Origin of the sequence: Caballeronia sp. LZ065 (assembly GCF_031450975.1) — a bacterium.
In the GTDB taxonomy this organism is placed as follows: domain Bacteria; phylum Pseudomonadota; class Gammaproteobacteria; order Burkholderiales; family Burkholderiaceae; genus Caballeronia.
The window spans coordinates 364,795-386,013 of the sequence record NZ_JARUXV010000004.1 but is presented as its reverse complement, the minus strand read 5'-3'; the positions used below and the strand labels follow the sequence as shown (position 1 = coordinate 386,013).

Below are 21,219 nucleotides of genomic sequence, written 5' to 3'. Positions count from 1 at the left end.
TGTCATTCATACTGCACTGTCATGTACATGGTGACGTTGCCGGTTCCCGGGCTGATTGCGCCCGTTCGGAAATAGTTCGCCTTCATTGAAACGCTGTAACTGCTCGCCTTTGTTCCATCAAAGCCACCGAGCGGGCGAAGCGTCGCCATCGGAACGACCGCACCTGTGCTGTCATAAAGCTGGATGCCGATGCCACTTGCCTGCGAGGTTCCGCTGTCGAGCGCAACGACGTTGCTATAGCCCGGAACCATACGATCCGGCGAGACGGGATCGATCCTGTACTGAACGCTATGAATGAGCCCGGAAAGGCTCTGTGGATCACTGGCGTCCGCCCCCCCTGCCGGGCAATTGTTGAAGCTCAAGTTGAACGATCGCGACTTGTTCGAAGGCGCTCCAACGCCGGGAAAGTCGGCAGGCGTCTGCGTGCCCATATCGACGGTGACGTCAGGCGTCTGACACGTCAGAACCGTGATGACGACGGGCGTCATATAGAAATTGACGACGCCCGCAGCCGGATTCAGGTTGCCTGGAGGTTCTGTTCTGGTCGCTGATTCCCACGAAAAGGCCTGAGCAAGTTGCCCGGTCACCGTCCCCGGCGTGATATTTCCAATCTTGACCAGTGATGCGACCAACTGGCCGCCGTTATTGGCAGCGGTATTAATTTTGTTCCGTTGCGCGCCGAGCCCATTGAAGCCAAACGGGCCACGACGCAGGCCATCGGTATAGATATAACCTCCCAAAGCCATGCCCACGCCAGGAACGTTCGTCGTATAGACGGGAAAGGCCAGACCGTCGTAGACGCGCGTGTAGGAAGTCTGCGAGTTGGGGATAATGCCCGCCGCTTCGAAGTCGGTACCGGTGTACCAGCCATCGGATTGATTGCATGTCCAATAATTGGTGACGTACGGCGTGCTGATCCACGCCGTCAACGGCGATCCAACCGGAAGGTCCCGCGCCACCGCCACGGTTGCCGGAAAATTCAGCGTATAGGCCAAAGGCGGATTCGAATGGCAGGACGACGTTGCCCACACATGTCCAGACGTAATCGCCAATACACCGGCGCAATACAGCCCGCAACGGATCCACAACCGCACCGCTCTTTCCATTACTCTCATGTTCTGTCCTTCGTTGAAATGGTGCGCGCCAGGCTTATCCGCAGACGCCATCGGAAATGGCCAGTGAAGCTGGCTGCTTGTTCTTCTGCATCGGCGGCAGTCGATAGCGCACCGCGCACGTCTGATTCGGCGAGTCATCCCATTTGACATGCATCCTGCCCTCGTCGATCTTCAGACCCGTTGCGATAATTCGACTGCCCTGGGCCACCACGCCCACGTTGTCGCCCTTGTCGTCGAACACTTGCGAACCGAACGGCAGCGGCTTGCCATCCGGCTGTGTGACGTGCATCACCGCCGCGCGGCCGGAATCTTCCGTGTCGAACTTCAACGCCACCACGGCGCCCGCGGTGGGCGCGGAACGCTGCACCGTCGACTTCAGCGTGACGTTGATCGGCAAGCCCTTCGGGTCGATTTCGATATCGTTGTTCGAGTACGGCTGCATGCCCGAGACGACCGCATGCCCCCATGGATCGACGCGGAGCCCCGCGCCGCTCGCGACACGCGCGCCAGCGGCGTCCCTGGCCTCGACGATGCCGATGGTTTCCGCCATGGTCGGCGTGAACGCGACGCCGCCCTTCCAGGCCACCACGCCGCCCGACACCCCCGCTCCGACTTGCGAATAGTTGCGGCCCGTGCTGCCGTTCAGGGTCATCTGAGCGAACGGCGCCACGTAGCCCAGATTGCCGCCGACGGACGTCGCGCTCGAACCGGCATTGCCGCCGTCGCTGTAATTGGCGTTGATGCCGTAGGAAAGAGCGTTGTCGGTGCCAAGTGTTCCGTTGATCGACTCCTGCAAGCTGTAGGCGCGATTCGCCGAGTCATACTGGAAGTTGCTCGATGACACCGGCGCGCGCGCGCCCAGGCCCAGCGGAATCATCACGTTGAACATCACGCGGTTATCCCACTTGTTCGTGTTGACGACGAACTGCCGCACGAACGACGCGCCATACGTGATCCGCTTCCAGCTGTTCGAATAGCCCACCTGAAGCTGCGTGTCCTGCCCCGAACGATTCCAGTAATTGGCAATGGAGCCGATGGCATAGGCCGAGCCGTACCGGCCGTTCGGTCCCAGGGCCTGGTTGACCGTGAATTGCATGCGCGACTTCTGCCGCGCCGTCATCTGCTCGGGATCGCCCGTTTCGTACAACTGCCGCATGACCATCGCGTCCGACAGGCTGTAGAAGCCGTTGGTCGAATAGCGGTAGGCCGCGATGGCGATATTCGTATTGGTCGGCTGGAGCAGCTGGCTGTAGCTCAAGCGGAAGCTCATGCCGTTGTGCGTGCCGACACGCTTGAAACTCGCGGTTGCGTGAGTCGCGTCGAAACCGAAGGCGCCGATCTTCGTATTGATCGCCGCGCCCATCATGCCCGCGAAGTATTGGTCAGCGCCCGTGAAGCCGCCATACAGCGTCAGCAGGTTGCTGATGCCGTGCTGCACCGTCACCTGCGAGACGAACGGATGAATGTTCAGCGACGCATCGCGATACTGCCCGATGGTGGCGCTGTAACGCGTAATCCCTGGCCGCAGTGCGTTGACCGCCGCTGCATACGGCACGGTGGATACGTGCTGGGTCCCGTCGGCCTCGGTCACGATCACATCGAGATTGCCGCCATAACCCGTGGGATACAGATCGTTCAGCTCGAACGCGCCGGGCGCGACCGTGGTCTCGTAAATGATGTTGCCGCCCTGCCGCACCTGCACGCGCGCATTGCTGTTCGCGATGCCGCGCACGATCGGCGCATAGCCTCGTTGCGACTCGGGGTACATGCGGTCGTCGGTGCCCAGCGTGACACCGCGCACGCCATAGCTGTCGAACAGGGCGCCGTCCGTGAAGGTGTCGCCGAGCGAGAGCTGGCTCTTGATATCGCTGAAGCCGCGCTGTGCGTAGGTCTGCACCGTCTGAAAATGGGTGCCGGCCGCGTTGGAGCTGTTCAGGTTGCCCTGGTAGCGGAACCGCCACGGCCCCGCATTCAGGCCGCCCGTCACGCCGAGATATTGTGAATCGTTCGTGAAACCGCCGGCCGTGCTGTGATAGGCGTTTGCGTTGTATTGGAGCGTGGCTGCGGGAATGCCTTCGTCCCAGTACTTCGGGTCCACGTAACCGCGCGCACGGCTGAACATCACGATCTGCGGAATGCTGACGTCCAGTCGCTGCTCACCGCCATCGAACGAGGCGAACGCACTCGGAATCAGGTCCGACAGCGCGAAACACGCGGTCTTCCCGGCTGCACCCTCGGCGCCGCCCTCCGCCGCAGCGAGCTTCGCCGCCGACTCGGGCGAGAGCTTCCTGAGGTCCACGCCGATCCGCTCCAGCAAATCACTGTTGAAGCAAGGCCGGACCTCACCCGAACCCGATGTGGTCTCGCGGATATCGACATCGAACTTTCCGCGCCACATGTCGTTCACGAAAGTCTCGGCCCGGTACGTACCCGGCAGGACTTGCTGGCCTTTGTTGAATCGCGAGATATCGACTTTCTCGCCGCTGCCTGAATCGAGAAACTGGTCATTGAATTCGACCTGCGAGAGTTTCATCGATTCATCCGCCAGCGCCTGGGCACTGACACCCATCGCGGCAATTGCTTGCAGCGTCACAACGCTGATCGGTCGTTTCGACAGACCGAACATTTGAGTTCTTCCGAATTGCATAATGGGTAGGTACTTCGAACAAAAGGCTGGACGAAAATCCGCGCATGCCTTCGTTCCAGCACGCTACGCTTTGCTACGGATCAAGGCGTGAAAGACCGCCCCGGCGCCCAACCTCGCGCCGGGAAGTCATTGGAGAAAACTGTTGAGTGAAACGCTCAGGGCGCCAGGCGCGATTCGCCATGCTGAGGCCCGCCGTAATCGTTGATGACTGTCCAGGCAACCTTGCCGGAGTTCGGCACATCACCCTTTAGCGGAAACTCTTTCGTCTCGCCGGGCGCAACCATGCCACCATCAATGAAAGACGCGGTACGCGTGCCGTCGGAGTACGTGACGCTGTCGAACGAAACGTGATACTCCGTGGGATTCGACGCCTCGATCATCGTCTTCCCGTGGTCCTGCTTCAGATGCCACACGACCTGTCCCGCGGCATCCACAGACTGCTTCTGGAGGGCGGAAGGACGATAAAAGAATTTGATGCGCGTGCGGAAAGCCAGCTGCAATTGATTGGCGGAGGCGGACTCGCCCGTGGCTTTGGGCGGAACTTCCAGAACATTCAAATAAAAGATCGACTCTTTATTTGCGGGCAATGGCTCACCGGCAAACATGATGCGCAGGGTCTGCGACTTGGTGGGGTCGATCCGCATCAGTGGAGGCGTAATGGTGAACGGCACTTCGATCGTATCTGGCCTGGCATCTGGATCGCCCTTGTCCAGCCAGACCTTCACGAGGCCTGGAACCTTGCCATTATTCGTGAGCTTGACCGTGACTTCCGATTCGCTCTGGTTATAGACAACCCGCGTACCGGCGATGACCACCGAAGCTTGCGCGCAGACAGAAAATCCCCACACCACGACGAATGTAGTCGCGATCCTTGCCAGTTTCTTTGCCAGTTTCATGGTGACGATGCAACACCTAACCTCAAGCTGATTACAAACAGGCGGCCAAACAAGCCCGCCCGCCTTTCAGCAAACCCTCAGATAACCGGGTCCGCCTTCGGGAAACCAAATTTACTGATAGTCGATGCTGTACACGACGGACGAGTTAGCCGCGCCTGCCTTGGTCTGGCCGGTGGCGTAGTAACGTGCGATGTAATACAGCGTGGCCGTGCCCGACGAAATGTCCACCGGCTTCGAGTTCTGCAGGTCGCTTGCATAACCCACCTTGATCTGCGTGCCGTCCTGGTTCAACAGTTCGAGCTTGACGTTCTCCGCACCGCCCGGCTGCACGATCAGACGGCCGTCGACCGGATCAACCGTGGCACCTGCCTGATAGAACACCGCCGCCTTCGAGTGACCCGACACCGGCGTGCAGTTCTTCAGTGCGATCTTGTAGCTGGTGTCGCCGGCGGTGATCTTGCCGGCAGCACCTGTCAAGTCGCGCGTCTGAACCTTCGGCAGCGCAACCGTGCCGTCGGCCGAACCGCCGCCGTTGACGTCGGTGTCGCACGTTCCGGCAATCAATTCACCGTTGAACTGGATCGTGCCTGCATCGGCATATGCGCCTGCGGCGACCGTACCCAAAATACCAGCGACAAGCGCCGAGACAGCAATCTTCTTCATTTCCTGTTACTCCAATCGATTATTAACATCTGGTGTTTCCAGTGTCGTCGTTTTCTAATAGACCAGGTGGTGATCTATCATTACCCACACCTTAACCCCGGGGTTGCGGTTTCAATGTCACTCGTCCCAGATTTATCCTATTTTGATTCGGATGACCAAGTAACGAATACAGAATCATGAAACGCGGAACGAATGATGCAATATCCGATCGATTTTTGTTACACGATCTTTCCTACTATTTGATTCTGCAGCAGGAGCGATCGCTAATTCAGGATAAGTCTTACGCAGGGCAATGGAAAATAAGCGGCTTGTTGTCGGATAACCGATTCAACTTGCTGTTTATCGAGCTATGCAGCTTGCTCAGCTGCATCGGTCTATTCTTATTGCATGCGTGAAAGCACGCTTTCCATCCACGCCTTCAACCGAAAGCCATCGCCACCGGCGCCAGCGCGCGCTCGATCACCTCCGCGAGACGCGCGAAGTTGGGTGCGATCTCGGCATTCGGCACGCAGGCATAGCCCAGCATCAGGCCGCGCAGCGCCTCCTCCTGCTTCAGGTAGTAATTGATCAACGGCCGCGTCACCACGCCCGCGGCGAGCGCGTCGGCGGCGATGGCCCGGTCATCGGCATGGCCGGGCAGTTCAAGCACGAAATGCAGCCCGGCTTCGTCGCCGCGCACCGGCAGTGCGTCGCCGAAGCGGGCGCGAATCGCATGGATCAGCAACTCGCGCCGTTCGCCGTACAGCCCGCGCATGCGCCGCACGTGCGAAGTGAGATGCCCGTCCAGGATGAATTCCGTCAGCACCGCCTGCTGCATCAGTTGCCCTTCGCGATACAACTCCGCCACGCCGGTGCGGAATGAATCGACGAGATCGTCCGGCACGACCATATAGCCCATCCGCAAGCCGGGATACAGCATCTTCCCCAGGCTGCCGACGTAGATGACCTGGCCGGATTCGTCGAGTCCCTGCAGCGAGGACAACGGCCGGCTACCGTAGCGGAATTCGCTGTCGTAGTCGTCCTCGATGATCCACACCTTGTGCTGGCGCGCGAATTCCAGCAGTGCGCGGCGCCGCGCCAGCGTCATCACCATGCCGAGCGGATACTGATGCGAAGGCGTCACCAGCGCGACGCGCGGTGGATGGGCCATGTCGTGCGCGCCCGGATTGAGCCCTTCGGCGTCGACGGGAACCGGCGCGAGCGTCAGCCCCGACGACTGCAGCACGCTGCGCACGCCCCAGTAGCACGGCTCCTCGACCCACGCGCGATCGCCGAAATCGGTGAGCAGGCGCACGGCCAGGTCGATCGACTGATGAATGCCCGTCGTGATGATGATCTGGTCGGGCTGGCACTTCACCGACCGCGCGACCCGCAAGTAATCCGACAACGCGCGGCGCAGCGGCCGGTAGCCGCCGCCGGGCGCGTAGGTGAGCAGATCGGGGCTGGGACGCTTCCAGAGCTTCGCCTGCAAGCGGCTCCAGGTGCGCGCCGGAAACTCCGCGACGTCCGGCACGCCCGGCATGAACGCGCCCCACTGCCTGGGCGACACGCCCGCCTGCGCGATCAGCCGCTCGCCACGGCGCGAGATGGCGCTGGGCGGCTTGGGTTCGTCCGGGCGCTGCGGGCTGGCCGCGCCGTCGCGTGGCGCGGTGTCGGCGACGTAGGTGCCGCTGCCGGTAGTCGAGCTCACATAGCCTTCGGCCGTCAGCTGGTCATAGACGTGCAGCACGGTATTGCGCGCGATGCCGAGATCGATTGCCAGCGTGCGCGAGCTCGGCAGCTTGGTGCCGGGCGCGAGCTGGCTCGTCAGGATGGCCTGCTGCATCAGCTCGAGCATCTGACGATACATCGGCTCGGCGGCCGAACGGTCGAGCCGCGCGCTCAGCCAGTCGGCCAGGATGATGGTGTCCATGCGCCTGTCTCCTCTTTTTTCTTTACTTCACTGCCAACACGCACACCGTCTCAAGTGGTTCCATTCTGAATATTGAAATGGCTCCCCATTGTAGAACCGTGCCGGGCTATAGTTATCCGAAGCAAGAGAAGAAATTTCCGGGTATCTCCGTATGCCCGGCGGATAAGGAAGCCACCAGAATTTCCGAAGGGAGACACCGACGATGAAATCCGATCAGGTGATCGTCAGCTTTCGCGGGGTGAGAAAGACTTACGACGGCGAGACGCTCGTCGTCAAGGCGCTCGATCTCGACATCTACCAAGGCGAATTCCTCACGCTGCTCGGTCCGTCCGGCTCCGGCAAGACCACTTGTCTCATGATGCTCGCGGGCTTCGAGTTTCCGACCGGCGGCGAGATCTGGCTCGACGGCAAGCTGCTCAACAAGGTGCCGCCGCACAAGCGCGACATCGGCATGGTGTTTCAGAACTACGCGCTGTTTCCTCATCTCTCGGTCCAGCAGAACGTCGACTATCCGCTGTCGGTGCGCAAGATGTCCGCCGAGGAACGCGCCCATCGCGTCGACCACGCGCTCAGGATGGTGCGCATGGAGAGTTTCGCGAAGCGCTATCCGGCGCAGCTGTCGGGCGGACAGCAGCAACGCATCGCGCTGGCGCGCGCGCTCGTTTTCGAACCCAAGCTCGTGTTGATGGACGAGCCGCTCGGCGCGCTCGACAAACAACTGCGCGAGCACATGCAGATCGAACTGAAGGCGCTGCATGAAAAGCTCGGCGTCACCTTCGTGTATGTCACGCACGATCAGGGCGAGGCGCTCACGATGTCGGACCGCGTCGCGGTGTTCGACAAGGGCATCGTCCAGCAGCTCGACACCGTCGATCACCTGTACGAAGCGCCGTGCAACGAGTTCGTCGCCAACTTCATCGGCGACAGCAACCGGCTGCGCGGCACCATCGAACAGGCGCAGGGCGACTACTGCGCCATCCGCCTCGCCGACGGCACGCGCCTCTCCGGCCTGAACATCGCGAACGCCAAGCCGGGCGCGCCGGCCGTCGCGTGCATCCGGCCCGAGCGCATGACGCTCACGCACGGCAGCGGCAACGGCAACGGCCATGCGAACGGCAACAGCAACGCGCTGTCCGGCGAGGCACGCAGCCTGATCTATTTCGGCGACCACGTGCGCATGCGCTGTGGCGTGCGCGAGCAGGACGAATGCTTCGTCAAGGTGCCGCTCGGCACCGCCGCGCTCGACGCATTCACGCCCGGCGCGCCCGTCGCGCTCGAATTCGCGCCCGAGCATCTGCGCGTGTTCGCCTGAACTTTCCAGCCACACGTTGTGCCGTCCACCCGCAGGTCCTTCGATAAAACAAGCAAACAGAGGAAACCATCATGAAGAAGTTCGCACTGTGTTCCATGACGGCCGCGCTCGCGTGCGCGTCGGCGGCGTCGGGCGCGGCGGAAATCACCGTCGTCAACTTCGGCGGCGCCAATGGCGACGCGCAGAAGGTCGCGTTCAACCAGCCGTTCGAGCAGTCGAGCAAGAACAAGGTCACGGCCGTCGAGTACAACGGCGAGCAGGCCAAGGTCAAGGCGATGGTCGAGGCCAAGCACGTGAACTGGGACGTGGTCGAAGTCGAATCGGGCGACCTGGGACGCGGCTGCGACGAAGGTCTGTATGAGAAGCTGGACTGGTCGAAGATCGCGAAGAAATCGGACCTCGTGCCCGAGTCGCCCGCGACTTGCGGCGTCGGCTTCTTCGTATGGTCGACGGCGCTCGCCTATAACGCCGACAAACTCAAGACTGCGCCTACCGGCTGGGCCGACTTCTGGGACACGAAGAAATTCCCCGGCAAGCGGGCCATGCGCAAGGGCGCGCGCTACAACCTCGAGTTCGCGCTGATGGCCGACGGCGTCGCGCCGAAGGACGTGTACAAGGTGCTCGGCACGAAGGCCGGCGCGGATCGCGCGTTCAAGAAGCTCGACGAACTGAAGCCGAACATCCAGTGGTGGGAAGCCGGCGCGCAGCCGCCGCAGTTCCTGGTCGCCGGCGACGTGGTGATGTCCACCGCTTATAACGGCCGCATCGACGCCGCGCGCAAGGAAGGCAAGAACCTCAAGGTCGTGTGGAACGGCAGCATCTACGACCTCGACTACTGGGCCATTCCGAAGGGCTCGCCGAACAAGGACGTGGCGACGCAGTTCATCGCGTATTCGGTGTCGCAGAAGCCGCAGGAAACGTATGCGAAGAACATCGCCTACGGTCCGGTGAACAAGGCGGCAATCTCCGCGCTCGACGCGAAGACCAAGGCGGACATGCCGAACTCGCCGGACAACGCGAAGAACGCGGTGCTGCAGGACATGGCGTTCTGGACTGACCATGGCGACGAACTCGAACAGCGTTTCACCGCGTGGGCGACGAAGTAAGCGCGCAACCGTGAAACCGGCGGCCGCGCTGGCGAAATGAAGCGCGGCCGGGAAGGAGACATCCCCGTGCAAACCATGACGATCCCGGCGGAAGACGCGCATGAATCGAGCGCGCGTCTGAAACGCGAACTGAAGATCGCCGACGCGAAGAAGCGCGCGATGGCCCTCGCGCTCATCGCGCCGCTCGCCATCTTCCTGTTTCTGATTTTCGTGGTGCCGATCGCCGCGTTGCTCACGCGCGCGATCGAGAATCCGGAAGTCGCGAATGCGCTGCCGCACACGGGCGCCGCGCTCAAGAACTGGGACCGCAAGACGGCGCCTCCGGACGAAGCCTATGCCACGCTCGCGCAGGATCTGACGGCCATCCAGGAAGGCGATTCGATGGGCGCGCTGGCGCGCCGCCTCAACACCGAAATTCCGGGCTATCGCTCGCTGGTCGCCAAGACCGCGCGCGCCATGCCGCTCACCGGCGACGACAGCAAGCCGCTCGCCGCGCCGCAGATCAAGGAGAAGATCGTCGAGCTCGACGAGCGCTGGAACGATCCCGCGTACTGGCAGGCCATCGCGAAGAACGCCGGACGCTATTCGCCGTTCTACGTGCTCGCATCGCTCGATCACAAGCAAGACGGCTTCGGCAACCTCGTCCATGCCGGTCCCGACCAGTCCATCTATCTCAACATCTTCTCGCGCACCTTCGTGATCGGCGTCGGGGTGACGCTGTTCGCGCTGCTGCTCGGCTATCCGCTCGCCTACTGGATCTCGACGCTCCCCGCCCGTCGCGCGAACCTCGTCATGGTGCTCGTGCTGATCCCGTTCTGGACCTCCGTGCTGGTGCGCGTGGCCGCGTGGATCGTGCTGTTGCAGAGCGAGGGCCTGGTGAACAAGGCGTTGCTCGGCAGCGGCCTGATCGGCTCGCCGCTCGAACTGCTGTTCAACCGTGTCGGCGTGTATATCTCGATGACGCACATCCTGCTGCCGTTCATGATCCTGCCGCTCTACAGCGTGATGAAGTCGGTGCCGCCGACTTACCAGCGCGCGGCGGTATCGCTGGGCAGTCATCCGTTCGCGGCCTTCTGGCGCGTGTACGTGCCGCAGACGTATCCGGGCATCGGCGCGGGCGTGCTGCTCACGTTCATTCTGGCGATCGGCTACTACATCACGCCGGCCCTGCTCGGCGGACCGAATGACCAGATGGTCAGCTACTACATCGCCTACTTCACCAACGTGACGATCAACTGGGGCATGGCGTGCGCGCTCGGCGCACTGCTGCTCGCCGCGACGCTGCTGCTCTATGTCGTCTACGGCCGCTTCACGCGCTCGAACGTGAGCCTGGGCTGACTGGGAACGCCACATGAAACTCGCCAAACCGATGTTCGCGCCGCACACGTCCGCCATCGAACGCGTCTGGTACTTCGCGTTGCGCATCCTCTGCGTGCTGACGCTGCTGTATCTGATCCTGCCGGTGCTCGCCATCGTGCCGCTGTCGTTCTCGTCGAGCACCTTCCTCGTCTATCCGATTCCCGGCTGGTCAATGCGCTGGTATCACAACCTCGTCATGTCCGACGAGTGGCGCATGGCGGCAAAGAACAGCTTTATCGTGGCGCCCTCGGCGACGCTGGTGGCCACCATTCTCGGCACGCTCGCCGCGGTCGGGCTGACCAAGGCGAACTTCCTCGGCAAGAGCCTGCTGATGGCCGTGCTGATCTCGCCGATGATTGTGCCGGTGATCGTCGTGGGCGTCGGCATGTATCTGTTCTTTGCGCCGCTCGGCATCGCGAACACATACTTTGGGCTGATCCTCGCGCACGCAGCCTTGGGCGTGCCGTTCGTCGTGACGACGGTCGGCGCGACGCTGCAGAACTTCAACCACAACCTCGTGCGCGCGAGTCAGTCGCTGGGCGCCGGCCCGCTGCGCACCTTCTTCAAGGTGACGCTGCCGGTCATTGCGCCGGGCGTGATCTCCGGCGCGCTGTTCGCCTTCGCAACCTCGTTCGATGAAGTCGTCGTCACGCTATTTCTCGCCGGCGCCGACCAGACCACGTTGCCGCGACAGATGTTCACCGGCATCCGCGAGAACATCAGCCCGACCATCGCGGCGCTCGCCACGATCCTCATCGTGTTCTCGACCAGCCTGCTGCTGGCGCTGGAATGGTTGCGCGGGCGTGCCGCGGCGCGGGCTGTTGCTTGAGACGGGCGGGACCCGCTGCCGGCGGGCTTTCTCGTCCGACATTCAGACTTTCAAGCTTACAAAATGCTTCTTCCTGGCATTGTTGATGCAGGACAAGGATGCTCAGAATTCACGTAAAGTCCTGTCGCACAAGGCTTTTTCACACCACCGTTCGATTATTCGCATCGACGGGATAGTGTATTCACTGATGCGGCCTTTATCGGAATATGCTTAATGACGTACGTTCTAGGTCGAGTCAAAGCCTGGAACATTGCCATGACAGCTTTTTCGAAAAGGGCGGACCCGTGGTCACAGACGGTTCACCTGCTCGAGGCGGCGCCTGCGGACGTCGCCCGCACCGCGCCATCTCAGAAATCCGCGCGCGTCGAAAGTTCGTTTCTCGAGCGTCTTACTCGCGACTGGAACCGCACGCATCCGCAACACGTGGATCACGGACTGCCGTATCCGCAGGCCATCGTTCGGGTGATCGAACGTCCGAGCAGCGCGACGGCGCTCGTCTACTGGTCCGATCCCGGCACCTGCCATTACGGCTATCAGGGCTGGCGCGCCACGACTGCGACGAGTGAAGGCGTGTGCTCGCTGTCGGGAATGCCGGTTCATCGCGGGGATCAGGTGTATCGGCCTTCGCAGCGCGATCCGAAGCCGCAGAACGCGGCCGCGATGATCCTCGCGGCCGCGATGCCTGCGAACAGCGAGGAAGTCGAAGTCGACATGCACGGCTAGGCGTACCGTGCCGTCGCGACCGGGGGTCCGACTTAGTATCCGACCGTGATGCGCTGCTTGATGTGCGCGTGCGCTTCGAACTCGTCGAGAAAAGCGATGGCGTAGTCGTCGAACGTGATCCAGCTGCGGCCGTTGCTGTCGACCAGCAACTCGTCCACGCCGAGCCGGTATCGCTGCGTGCGCGCGCCCGGAACGAACTCGGCCGACGGTGAAATAAAGGTCCAGTCGATGTCGCGCTGGCGGCGCAACGTGTCGAGGAACGCGGCGCCTGCCGTCGCCTCGGGTTTCCAGTCGGCGGGGAAATCCGGCGCATCGAGCACGCGTTGACCGGGCGCCGCATACAGGCTTCCCGCGCCGCCCACCACGAGCAGACGGCGCACGTCCGCACGCTTCACCGGCTCCACGATCGCCTCCGCCGATACCTTGCCGAACGGCACCGAGCTGAAGACTGCATCGTGCCCGCTGACAGCGCTGGAGAGTGCGTCGGCTTCGAGCGCGTCGACGTTTCGGGCGGTCACGCCGGATCGTGCCTCGACGCCCGACGTATCGCGGGCGAGCGCGGTGACCGTGTGCCCACGCCGCAATGATTCGTCGAGCAGACGGCTGCCCACGTTCCCCGTTGCTCCGATAATTGCGATTATGCTCATTGCCATCGACTCCTTTTTTCGAGGGCATTCGCCCCGAACACATACAAGTGCTCGCTGCATGATAAGAGGAAATAAAGCATGACGTCCAAGCCGTTTGGGTTAGCCTTTATTGTGCCCGCTTCTGAAAAATAAGAATCAACGCATTCGTACCACGTTTTCAGCATTTACATGACGGAGCGTGTTTATGCAAATTTCGGGCCGAATTTCCTATCCTCAAGAGATACCGCCGGGCACTCTTCATAATGCGTAAGCGCCATTCCTGGCGCGTCACGCCGTTAAACTGGAAAGCCCTGTGCTCTGTCTGAAATGTGCCTCGTGGCGATACCGGCGCGCTGCACGCAGCGGTTTCAGACCGAGTTTCCGATACGGCAGTCGCCAAATTGTCATCGCGTTGGTTTATATTGCAGTTCCTCGCCGCTCCATTACCGGAAGGAGTTAATCGTGAAGAATCCGCAATTGCAGGGTGCCATCGAAGGACGCGAAAATCCGGCAGGCGAATCCGGCTTCGAGCCGATTCAGGCCCGCGCCGTCCCCAAGGAGTCCGCCGAAGATTCCGGCTACTCCGACTCCCTGGACATCCCGCTCAATTACGGCATTGTGATGGACGCCGTCAGGGACGCCGTCCGCGCGAACCTGTAAGCGTCGCGAAACCCATCTGAAGCGTCCCTGTCGGGGCGCTTTTTTTTTGGGCAGTCGGGATGCGCGCGGTCTGACCGCAACGCATTTTGCTCATACAAATCACTCTGTTGCAGATCGGCACGCAAAAATCGGGTGAAATTTCCGCCGTCGACCAGCCAACCTCCGCGCCAGGCGGTGAAGGCAAAAGTCAATCCGTATGAAGCACCGCGAAGCCCCTCAGCGCTGAATTAACGGAGTGGTACACTGCCGCCGCTTTTGCGGGTGCACGTCAAAAAGTGCGCGTTGTTTGTCGAATTTCCGTTCAGGTCAGCGCGGGTCAAATGTCCAAACTGGACGGCCTGTTGCGTCTTAATTGGTCAATTCGCCAAAAAAATCTCCTGTTAGTGTTTCTACTGGCGAAAAAATCAGCGTTGAGATACGTTCAGACGTGTACTCGCGCCTGGACAGCCGTCCGGATCAATGCTCTCGGTCAAGAGATGTCCGCCAAAGACGTAAAACACGACTAATCACGTGGCGCGCGTGCGCCCAGCCGACTACACATGGCCGCTATTTTCGAACACCTGCTGGACAGCCACACCTCTCGCCAATGGCGCGGGCTTCTGTCCGCGCTCGCCGATGAATTCGAGGCGCAAATCGGACGCACCGAGCTGCGTCAGCTGATGCAGCGCGTCGGCAGCCGCTTCGCCGACGCACGGCCGCTGCCGCCCTGTCATTCGACAGCCGAGCTGGCAGAGGCGCTCAACGCGCACTGGCGCGACGCCGACTGGGGCTTCGTCGAACTCGCCGACGAGCGCGATCACCTGAGCATCGTTCATTACTGCGCGCCGCTGCCGGCCTTCGGCGAACGCGCGCTCGCGTGGACGCCCGCGTTTCTGGAAGGCGCATACCAGCAGTGGCTCGCCACGCTCGGCGCGCAAGGCCTCGCGGTCCGCCAGGCGAGCGAATTCGGCGATGACACTGCCATCGAGTTCAGGCTCGCGCGCACGGTGGTTTGACGAACACCCCGGAATCATCGACCGCCGCCTCGACGCGGCGGCTCCAGCCGCCTGTCGGTCAGGCGGCGCAAACAAGTTGAAACGGCCAGGCAGGGAAGGCACGGACGAGGAAGCGGCATCATGAATACTTCGCGCGACATCGAGAAGCTGTTTGATCATTTCGGCGGCAATGCAGGCGACTATCAGGAGATCGGTCGGGAGAACGAGGCCAAGTCCGCCCGTACCCGCTGGCCGTTGCTCGCGACGCTGGACTTCGCGCAGCCGGCCATTCCTGAAATCGCGCCGCGCCGCGATAGCCAGGCCGGAACGTCTGGCGCCGCAGGCAGCGAACCCGCCATGGAACCCGCCGCACGGCCGACACCGATCCATCGCGGCCGGCCGCAGTTATTCACGCGGCCGCATCGCCGCACGATTCCGCCGGTCGATGCGCCCGCGGCGCAATCGCTGAGCGCGCTGCGTTTTTCGGCACTCGCCGATCCGGCTGCGACGGCATCCGAACCGAATGTGGCGCCGGCCGCCATTCCCGTTGTCAGCATTCCGCCGGTCCAGGCGCCTGTGCAGGCAGCAGAACCTCGCCCTGCAGCCACGTTCGGTTCGAGCGTCCTCGCGCGCCGCGCCGCGCCCGCCGCCCCAGTCGCAACGCCAGCCGCAACGCCCGTAGAACCGCCGCGCGTCCAGCCGGCCCCCGACGCCGAAGCGCCCTCCATTCTCGGCAAGCTGTTCAAGCCGCAGACGCCGCCCGCGCCGGGCGCGCCCGCGAACTCGCTCCAGTCGATGTTCGACCGCCTGCGCCACAGCGGCGAATCCGCGACCACCCAACCCGCCGCCTCTCGCACGAGCCGCCTCTCACGGTCATGAAAGTCATCACGGTAGTTTCCGCGAAAGGCGGAGTCGGCAAGACGACGCTCGCCGCCAATCTCGCTTCGGTGCTCGCCGCCCGCAACCGCCGCGTGATCGTGCTCGATCTCGATCCGCAAAACGCGCTGCGCCTGCACTTCGGCATTCCGCTCGACAGCATCGACGGCCTCTCGCGCGCCACGCTCGCCGGCGATCCCTGGCAGACCGTGATGTTCGACGGCATCGACGGCGTTACCGTGCTGCCCTACGGCGCGCTGCTCGAGGACGATCGCCGGCGCTTCGAGGCGCTCGTCGACGCCGATCCCGCCTGGCTCGCGCACGCGCTCGATTCACTGGCGCTCGATGCCAACGACATCGTGATCGTCGACACCCCGCCGGGTTCGTCCGTCTACACGCGCACGGCGCTCACGGCGGCGCATTTCGCGCTGAATGTCGTGCTGGCCGACGCCGCGTCGTACGCCGCGATCCCCGGCATGGAGCGCATGGTCGACGCCTACGCCGCGCCGCGCCAGAACTTCGCGGGCCAGGGCTATGTCGTGAACCAGGTCGACCAATCGCGCCAGTTGAGCAAGGACGTGCTGAAGGTCCTGCGCAACATGCTCGGCACGAAGCTGTTCCCGGGTGTCATCCATCTGGACGAAGGCGTCTCCGAATCGCTCGCGTGCGACACCACGCTGATCCACTACGATCCGCTGTCGCAGGCCGCCGCCGATCTCCGCGCGTGCGGCGAATGGTTGCTCGCCGCGATCGATGCGCTGCCCGCTTCGGCGAGGAAACTTGCATGAGCTCCGCCAAGATCCCGTCGCCGGAAACGGAAGTGAGCGTGCCGACCTCGCGCCTTGAACGCATCGTCGATGCGCGCATCTGGGGCAGCCGCATTCTCGTGACCCTGCTTACGGCGTTCGCATTGTGCGCGCTGTACTTCGTGGTCACGGTGCCGCTGGTGTTTGGCCAGCAGCTCGCCTTCGCGAGCGTCTGCTTCGTCTGCGCGCTGGGTTTCCGCCGTCTGCAAGGTCAGTACGCAACACTCGTGATGATCATGCTGTCGATCATCGCGTCGGGCCGCTACATGTTCTGGCGCCTGACCGAGACGACCTACTGGGAGCGTCCGCTCGACGCAGCCTGGGGCCTGCTCCTGGTGGCCGCGGAAGTCTACGCGACGCTGGTGCTGCTGCTCGGCTACTTCCAGACGGCCTGGCCGCTCAAGCGCAAGCCCTTGCCACTGCCCGCCGACCGCGCCGACTGGCCCACCGTCGACGTCCTCATCCCCACGTACAACGAGCCGCTGTCGGTGGTGAAGCCGACCATCTACGCGGCGCTCGCGCTCGACTATCCGCGCGACAAGCTTGCGATCCACGTGCTCGACGACGGCCGCCGTCCCGAATTCAAGACCTTCTGCGAGGAAGTGGGCGTCAACTGGACGATCCGCACGCACAACCGGCACGCGAAGGCGGGCAACATCAATGAGGCGCTGAAGATCACGAAGGGCGAATTCCTCGCGATCTTCGACTGCGACCACATTCCCACGCGCTCCTTCCTGCAGATCTGCCTCGGCTGGTTCCTGCGCGACAAGCTGCTGTCGATGCTGCAGACGCCGCACCATTTCTTCTCGCCCGATCCGTTCGAACGCAATCTCGGCACGTTCCGCAAGGTGCCGAACGAGGGCGAACTGTTCTACGGCCTCGTGCAGGACGGCAACGACCTGTGGAACGCCACTTTCTTCTGCGGTTCGTGCGCGGTGCTGCGCCGCTCGATGGTCGAGGAAATCGGCGGCATTGCGGTCGAGACCGTGACCGAAGACGCGCACACGGCGCTGAAGCTGCACCGTCTCGGCTACACCACCGCCTATCTCGCGATTCCGCAGGCCGCGGGTCTCGCGACGGAAAGTCTCTCCGGCCATATCGGGCAGCGCATCCGCTGGGCGCGCGGCATGACACAGATCTTCCGGATCGACAATCCGCTGACCGGCAAGGGGCTGAAGCTCGGCCAGCGGCTCTGCTATCTGAACGGCATGCTGCACTTCTTCTACGGCGTGCCGCGTCTGGTGTTCCTCACCGCGCCGCTGTCGTACCTGTTCTTCGGGGCGCACGTGATCGAGGCCGCGGCGAGCACCATCGCGATCTTCGCGCTGCCGCACATGATGCACGCGAGCATCACCAATTCGCGCATGCAGCGCAGCTTCCGCCATTCGTTCTGGGCCGAGGTCTACGAGTCGGTGCTGGCGTCCTACATCACCGCGCCCACGTTGCTCGCCGTCATCAACCCGAAGCTCGGCAAGTTCAACGTGACGGCCAAGGGCGGCCAGATCGCCAAGGATTACTTCGACTGGTCCATCTCGCGGCCCTATCTGTTCCTGCTGCTGCTGAACCTGCTCGGCTTCATCGCGGGCATCGTGCATATCGTCATGTACTGGCAGATCCGCAGCGAGGTGAACACGACCATCCTCAACCTCTGCTGGACCGTCTACAACATGCTGATCCTGGGCGCGTCGGTGGCGGCGGCGAGCGAGCGGCGGCAAGTGCGCGCGACCCATCGCGTGACCATGAAGATGCCCGTGATGCTCAAGTTCTCCACTGGCCGGACGCTGGCCTGCGAGACGATCGACTATTCGGAAGGCGGCGTCGGCGTCGCGCTGCCGAGCAAGATCGAAGTGCCGATGCACGAACGCGTGACCGTCTCGCTGTTCCGCGGCGACGAGGAATACGCGTTCCCGGCGAGCGTCGGCTATACCGAGCCGGGCCGCGTCGGCCTGCGTTTCGGGCAGCTCACGCGCGAGCAGGAATATGACTTCGTGAAAACCACTTTCGCGCGCGCGGACGCCTGGACCGGCTGGTCCGAGGGACGCCGCCCGGATACGCCGCTGCGCGGCCTGTCGCATGTGCTGCTGGTAGGCACGCGCGGTATCGCCGGACTGTTCGAGCACTTGTACAGCGACCTTCGTACCTGGATGAACAAGCGCCCGGTCGACGTGAAGAAGCTGAAAACCAAAGACCAATAATGGGCATGGGTATGTCGAAGTTGCACGTTGAATCCGGAACGGGCGGGCGCGCGCCGCGTTTTTGCGAAAGACCTCTGGTGCGCGCGCTGGCCGTCTTCGCGGCCTTGCAGACCGCATTCGCCGGGCCGCTTGCGTCCATCGCGGCGGCAGCGACCGCGACCGCTGCTGCGGCCCCGGCCTCCGCCACGGCTGCTCCGTCCGCGCCAGCGCCGCAGGCGACCGGCGCTGGCGCCGTCCCTGCGCCGAGCCCGGCGGCCGTGTACAACCCAGCTTCAATCCAGCAGCCCGCGCTCGCGATGCCCGTGCCCGCGTTCTCCGGCAAGCCCGAGAAGCCGCTGACCTCGCGCATTCCGACCACCGCCGATCCCGGCACGCTCGTTCCCGGAGGCCGCCGTCAGACGCTGACCTTCGCCGATTACGGCGCGCTCGATCCGCTGCAACTGCGTGGCACCGATGGCCAGAACGGCATTGCCTTTTCGGTGCGTGGCGACGAAGTCGTGACGGGCGCGATCCTGCATCTGATCTACAGCTACTCGCCGTCGCTGCTGCCGTCGATCTCGCAACTGAAGGTCCTGATCAACGGCGAAGTGGCCGCGACGCTGCCGGTGCCGCGCGACCAGGCGGGCGTGCTGGTGGCGCGCGACGTGGCCGTCGACCCGCGCTTCATCACCGAGTTCAACCATCTGAACGTCCAGCTGATCGGCCATTACACGCAACAGTGCGAGGATCCGTCGAATTCGACGCTGTGGGCCACCGTCAGCAATTCGAGCTCGCTGGACCTCACTTACGCGTCGATCGCGAACAAGCCCGACCTCGCCGCGCTGCCGAATCCGTTCTTCGACCGCCGCGACGTGCGCCGTCTCGAACTGCCGTTCGTGTTCGCCGGCAAGCCGAGCCTGCCGACGCTCGAAGCGGCCGGCATGGTGGCGTCGTATTTCGGCTCGCTCGCGGGCTATCGCGGCGCGATGTTCCCGGCCCAGACCGACAACGTGCCGCTCTCGGGCAATGCCGTGGTGTTCGCCGTCGGCGACGCCAAGGTGGCGGGCGTCGACATTCCGGCGGTGTCGGGCCCGACGATTTCCGTCGTCGAGCGCGATGCCAACGCGCGCGGCCGCATCCTGCTGATCCAGGGCCGCGACGAGAACGAGCTGAAGACCGCCGCGAAGGCGCTGGGCATCGGCCAGAACACGCTGACCGGCACGAGCGCGACGATCACGCAGCTCAGCGACCTGCAACCGCGCCGCCCCTACGACGCGCCGAACTGGCTGGCGACGGATCGCCCGGTGCGCTTCGGCGAGCTCGCGGAAGCGCGCGAGCTGACCGCCCGCGGCTACGACGCCGATGCCGTGCGCGTCAACCTGCGCGTGCCGCCCGATCTCTTCATGTGGCAGACCAAGGGCGTGCCGATCGATCTCGGCTACCGCTACACGGTGCGGCCCGCGCCGGATCGTTCCTCGCTGAACATCAGCGTCAACGACGGCTTCGTGCAGTCCCTGCGCATCCCGGCCGTCTCCGCCTCGACCTTCGACCTTGGTCACTACTTCAGCCGCGTGCTGCCGGACAAGACCGTGTCGGCGCGTCGCGAGATCTACATTCCGCCGCTGCTGCTGACTCCGCGCGCGCAGTTGCGCCTGCACTTCTACTACGACATCCCGAAGACCGGCGAATGCCAGGGCCGCGTGCTCGACAACGTGGTCGGGGCGGTGGACCCGAACTCGACCATCGACCTGTCGGGCTTCCCGCACTATATGGCGCTGCCCGATCTGGCCGCGTTCGCCAACGGCGACTTCCCGTTCACCCGCATGGCCGATCTGTCGCAGACGGCGGTGGTCCTGCCGAACGACCCGAACTCGGCCGACTACAGCCTGTATCTGCTTGAAATGGGTCGCATGGGCACCTCGACGGGCTACCCGGTGACCGGCGTCACCGTGACCAGCGCCAACGATGTCGACCGCTTCGCCGACAAGGATCTGCTGATCCTCGGCGCGCCGGGCCGTCAGCCGTTGTTGCAGCGCTGGGCCAAGCAGATGCCGTTCTCCAGCGATGGCGACACGCACACCTTCCAGCTCACCGATGTCGCATTCAAGCTGGTCGACTGGTGGCATGGCGAGCATGGTCCGGAACGTTCGCCAGCGCGCGCGGATCTCTCGCTCGTCAGCTCGAACGGCGACGCCTTGCTCACCGGCTTCGAATCGCCGCTGAAGAGCGGACGCAGCGCGGTGGCGCTGATCAGCGCGGCGGGACAGTCGGATGCCGATCTCTCCGCCGCCCTGCTCGACAACGACCTGCTGCCGTCCATCCAGGGCGCGATGGCCGTCATCCACGGACGCACCGTGACCGTGACTTCGAACGGCGAAGCGTATTACGTCGGTCATCTGTCGCCGATGCATTACATGCGCTGGGCGCTCTCGTCGCATCCGGTGTTGCTGGTGCTCGGCGGCGTGCTCGCCGCGCTGATCATCGCCGCCCTGTTCTATCGCGCGCTGCGTTCACTCGCCGCGCGGCGCCTGAGGGACTGAC

At 63.3% G+C, this 21,219-nt stretch carries 17 protein-coding genes; 11 read left to right on the top strand and 6 right to left on the bottom strand.

All coding sequences use genetic code 11. From position 1 onward, the window contains the following. Positions 1-2 precede the first annotated feature (2 nt). From QCE63_RS28300 to QCE63_RS28280, 5 genes are all read right to left on the bottom strand, one after another. Positions 3-995: a fimbrial protein gene (locus QCE63_RS28300; RefSeq protein WP_309837800.1), complete on the bottom strand. Its 993-nt coding sequence runs from the start codon at positions 993-995 to the stop codon at positions 3-5. Between the two features lie 154 nt (positions 996-1,149). Next, entirely contained in the window at positions 1,150-3,648 is a 2,499-nt protein-coding gene (locus QCE63_RS28295) for a fimbria/pilus outer membrane usher protein (RefSeq protein WP_309837799.1), read from the bottom strand. Between the two features lie 269 nt (positions 3,649-3,917). Continuing rightward, positions 3,918-4,658 carry a fimbria/pilus periplasmic chaperone gene (locus tag QCE63_RS28290; RefSeq protein WP_309837798.1) on the bottom strand — a complete coding sequence of 247 codons (741 nt, stop codon included), beginning with the start codon at positions 4,656-4,658 and terminating at the stop codon, positions 3,918-3,920. Between the two features lie 111 nt (positions 4,659-4,769). After that, positions 4,770-5,321 carry a fimbrial protein gene (locus QCE63_RS28285; protein ID WP_309837796.1) on the bottom strand — a complete coding sequence of 184 codons (552 nt, stop codon included), beginning with the start codon at positions 5,319-5,321 and terminating at the stop codon, positions 4,770-4,772. A 418-nt stretch (positions 5,322-5,739) separates the two neighbouring features. Then, positions 5,740-7,233 (bottom strand): PLP-dependent aminotransferase family protein, encoded by a 1,494-nt coding sequence (locus tag QCE63_RS28280; protein ID WP_309837795.1) that lies wholly within the window; start codon positions 7,231-7,233, stop codon positions 5,740-5,742. A gap of 202 nt (positions 7,234-7,435) precedes the next feature. Here QCE63_RS28280 and QCE63_RS28275 point away from each other — a divergent pair, with 202 nt between their 5' ends. The 5 genes from QCE63_RS28275 (at position 7,436) to QCE63_RS28255 (ending at position 12,562) form a co-directional block, all read left to right on the top strand. Beyond that, complete coding sequence (locus tag QCE63_RS28275) at positions 7,436-8,545, top strand: ABC transporter ATP-binding protein (protein ID WP_309837793.1); 1,110 nt, start codon at positions 7,436-7,438, stop codon at positions 8,543-8,545. A gap of 71 nt (positions 8,546-8,616) precedes the next feature. Further along, positions 8,617-9,651, top strand: coding sequence for an ABC transporter substrate-binding protein (locus tag QCE63_RS28270; RefSeq protein WP_309837792.1), 1,035 nt, complete (start codon positions 8,617-8,619; stop codon positions 9,649-9,651). 66 nt (positions 9,652-9,717) lie between these two features. After that, entirely contained in the window at positions 9,718-10,989 is a 1,272-nt protein-coding gene (locus QCE63_RS28265; protein ID WP_309837790.1) for an ABC transporter permease, read from the top strand. Between the two features lie 13 nt (positions 10,990-11,002). Continuing rightward, complete coding sequence (locus QCE63_RS28260; protein WP_309837789.1) at positions 11,003-11,839, top strand: ABC transporter permease; 837 nt, start codon at positions 11,003-11,005, stop codon at positions 11,837-11,839. A 255-nt stretch (positions 11,840-12,094) separates the two neighbouring features. Beyond that, a complete protein-coding gene (locus QCE63_RS28255) occupies positions 12,095-12,562 on the top strand; it encodes a DUF3331 domain-containing protein (RefSeq protein WP_309837788.1) in 468 nt (155 codons plus the stop codon). Between the two features lie 32 nt (positions 12,563-12,594). On the opposite strand, the gene QCE63_RS28250 is transcribed toward QCE63_RS28255, so the two are convergent. After that, positions 12,595-13,209 carry an NAD(P)-dependent oxidoreductase gene (locus QCE63_RS28250; RefSeq protein ID WP_309837787.1) on the bottom strand — a complete coding sequence of 205 codons (615 nt, stop codon included), beginning with the start codon at positions 13,207-13,209 and terminating at the stop codon, positions 12,595-12,597. A gap of 441 nt (positions 13,210-13,650) precedes the next feature. On the opposite strand from QCE63_RS28250, the gene QCE63_RS28245 reads away from it, so the two are divergent. The 6 genes from QCE63_RS28245 (at position 13,651) to bcsB (ending at position 21,218) form a co-directional block, all read left to right on the top strand. Then, positions 13,651-13,848 (top strand): hypothetical protein, encoded by a 198-nt coding sequence (locus tag QCE63_RS28245; RefSeq protein ID WP_309837786.1) that lies wholly within the window; start codon positions 13,651-13,653, stop codon positions 13,846-13,848. A gap of 539 nt (positions 13,849-14,387) precedes the next feature. Next, positions 14,388-14,843 (top strand): cellulose biosynthesis protein BcsD, encoded by a 456-nt coding sequence (gene bcsD, locus QCE63_RS28240; protein ID WP_309837784.1) that lies wholly within the window; start codon positions 14,388-14,390, stop codon positions 14,841-14,843. A gap of 120 nt (positions 14,844-14,963) precedes the next feature. Further along, positions 14,964-15,701 carry a cellulose biosynthesis protein BcsP gene (gene bcsP / locus QCE63_RS28235; protein WP_309837783.1) on the top strand — a complete coding sequence of 246 codons (738 nt, stop codon included), beginning with the start codon at positions 14,964-14,966 and terminating at the stop codon, positions 15,699-15,701. Beyond that, a complete protein-coding gene (gene bcsQ / locus QCE63_RS28230) occupies positions 15,698-16,486 on the top strand; it encodes a cellulose biosynthesis protein BcsQ (RefSeq protein WP_309837782.1) in 789 nt (262 codons plus the stop codon). Before bcsP ends, bcsQ begins: the two co-directional genes overlap by 4 nt. After that, entirely contained in the window at positions 16,483-18,699 is a 2,217-nt protein-coding gene (bcsA, locus tag QCE63_RS28225) for a UDP-forming cellulose synthase catalytic subunit (RefSeq protein WP_309837781.1), read from the top strand. Before bcsQ ends, bcsA begins: the two co-directional genes overlap by 4 nt. Further along, on the top strand, positions 18,699-21,218 hold the full coding sequence (gene bcsB / locus QCE63_RS28220) for a cellulose biosynthesis cyclic di-GMP-binding regulatory protein BcsB (protein ID WP_309837779.1): 2,520 nt from the start codon (positions 18,699-18,701) through the stop codon (positions 21,216-21,218). The genes bcsA and bcsB overlap by 1 nt, the downstream gene beginning before the upstream one ends. Position 21,219 lies beyond the last annotated feature (1 nt).

Coding starts and splice junctions, on each gene's coding strand:
- QCE63_RS28295 (WP_309837799.1), bottom strand. CDS start 3,648: ATGAAACTCTCGCAGGTCGAATTCAATGACCAGTTTCTCGATTCAGGC.
- QCE63_RS28290 (WP_309837798.1), bottom strand. CDS start 4,658: ATGAAACTGGCAAAGAAACTGGCAAGGATCGCGACTACATTCGTCGTG.
- QCE63_RS28285 (WP_309837796.1), bottom strand. CDS start 5,321: ATGAAGAAGATTGCTGTCTCGGCGCTTGTCGCTGGTATTTTGGGTACG.
- QCE63_RS28280 (WP_309837795.1), bottom strand. CDS start 7,233: ATGGACACCATCATCCTGGCCGACTGGCTGAGCGCGCGGCTCGACCGT.
- QCE63_RS28275 (WP_309837793.1), top strand. CDS start 7,436: ATGAAATCCGATCAGGTGATCGTCAGCTTTCGCGGGGTGAGAAAGACT.
- QCE63_RS28270 (WP_309837792.1), top strand. CDS start 8,617: ATGAAGAAGTTCGCACTGTGTTCCATGACGGCCGCGCTCGCGTGCGCG.
- QCE63_RS28260 (WP_309837789.1), top strand. CDS start 11,003: ATGAAACTCGCCAAACCGATGTTCGCGCCGCACACGTCCGCCATCGAA.
- QCE63_RS28255 (WP_309837788.1), top strand. CDS start 12,095: ATGACAGCTTTTTCGAAAAGGGCGGACCCGTGGTCACAGACGGTTCAC.
- QCE63_RS28250 (WP_309837787.1), bottom strand. CDS start 13,209: ATGAGCATAATCGCAATTATCGGAGCAACGGGGAACGTGGGCAGCCGT.
- bcsD (WP_309837784.1), top strand. CDS start 14,388: ATGGCCGCTATTTTCGAACACCTGCTGGACAGCCACACCTCTCGCCAA.
- bcsP (WP_309837783.1), top strand. CDS start 14,964: ATGAATACTTCGCGCGACATCGAGAAGCTGTTTGATCATTTCGGCGGC.
- bcsQ (WP_309837782.1), top strand. CDS start 15,698: ATGAAAGTCATCACGGTAGTTTCCGCGAAAGGCGGAGTCGGCAAGACG.
- bcsA (WP_309837781.1), top strand. CDS start 16,483: ATGAGCTCCGCCAAGATCCCGTCGCCGGAAACGGAAGTGAGCGTGCCG.
- bcsB (WP_309837779.1), top strand. CDS start 18,699: ATGGGCATGGGTATGTCGAAGTTGCACGTTGAATCCGGAACGGGCGGG.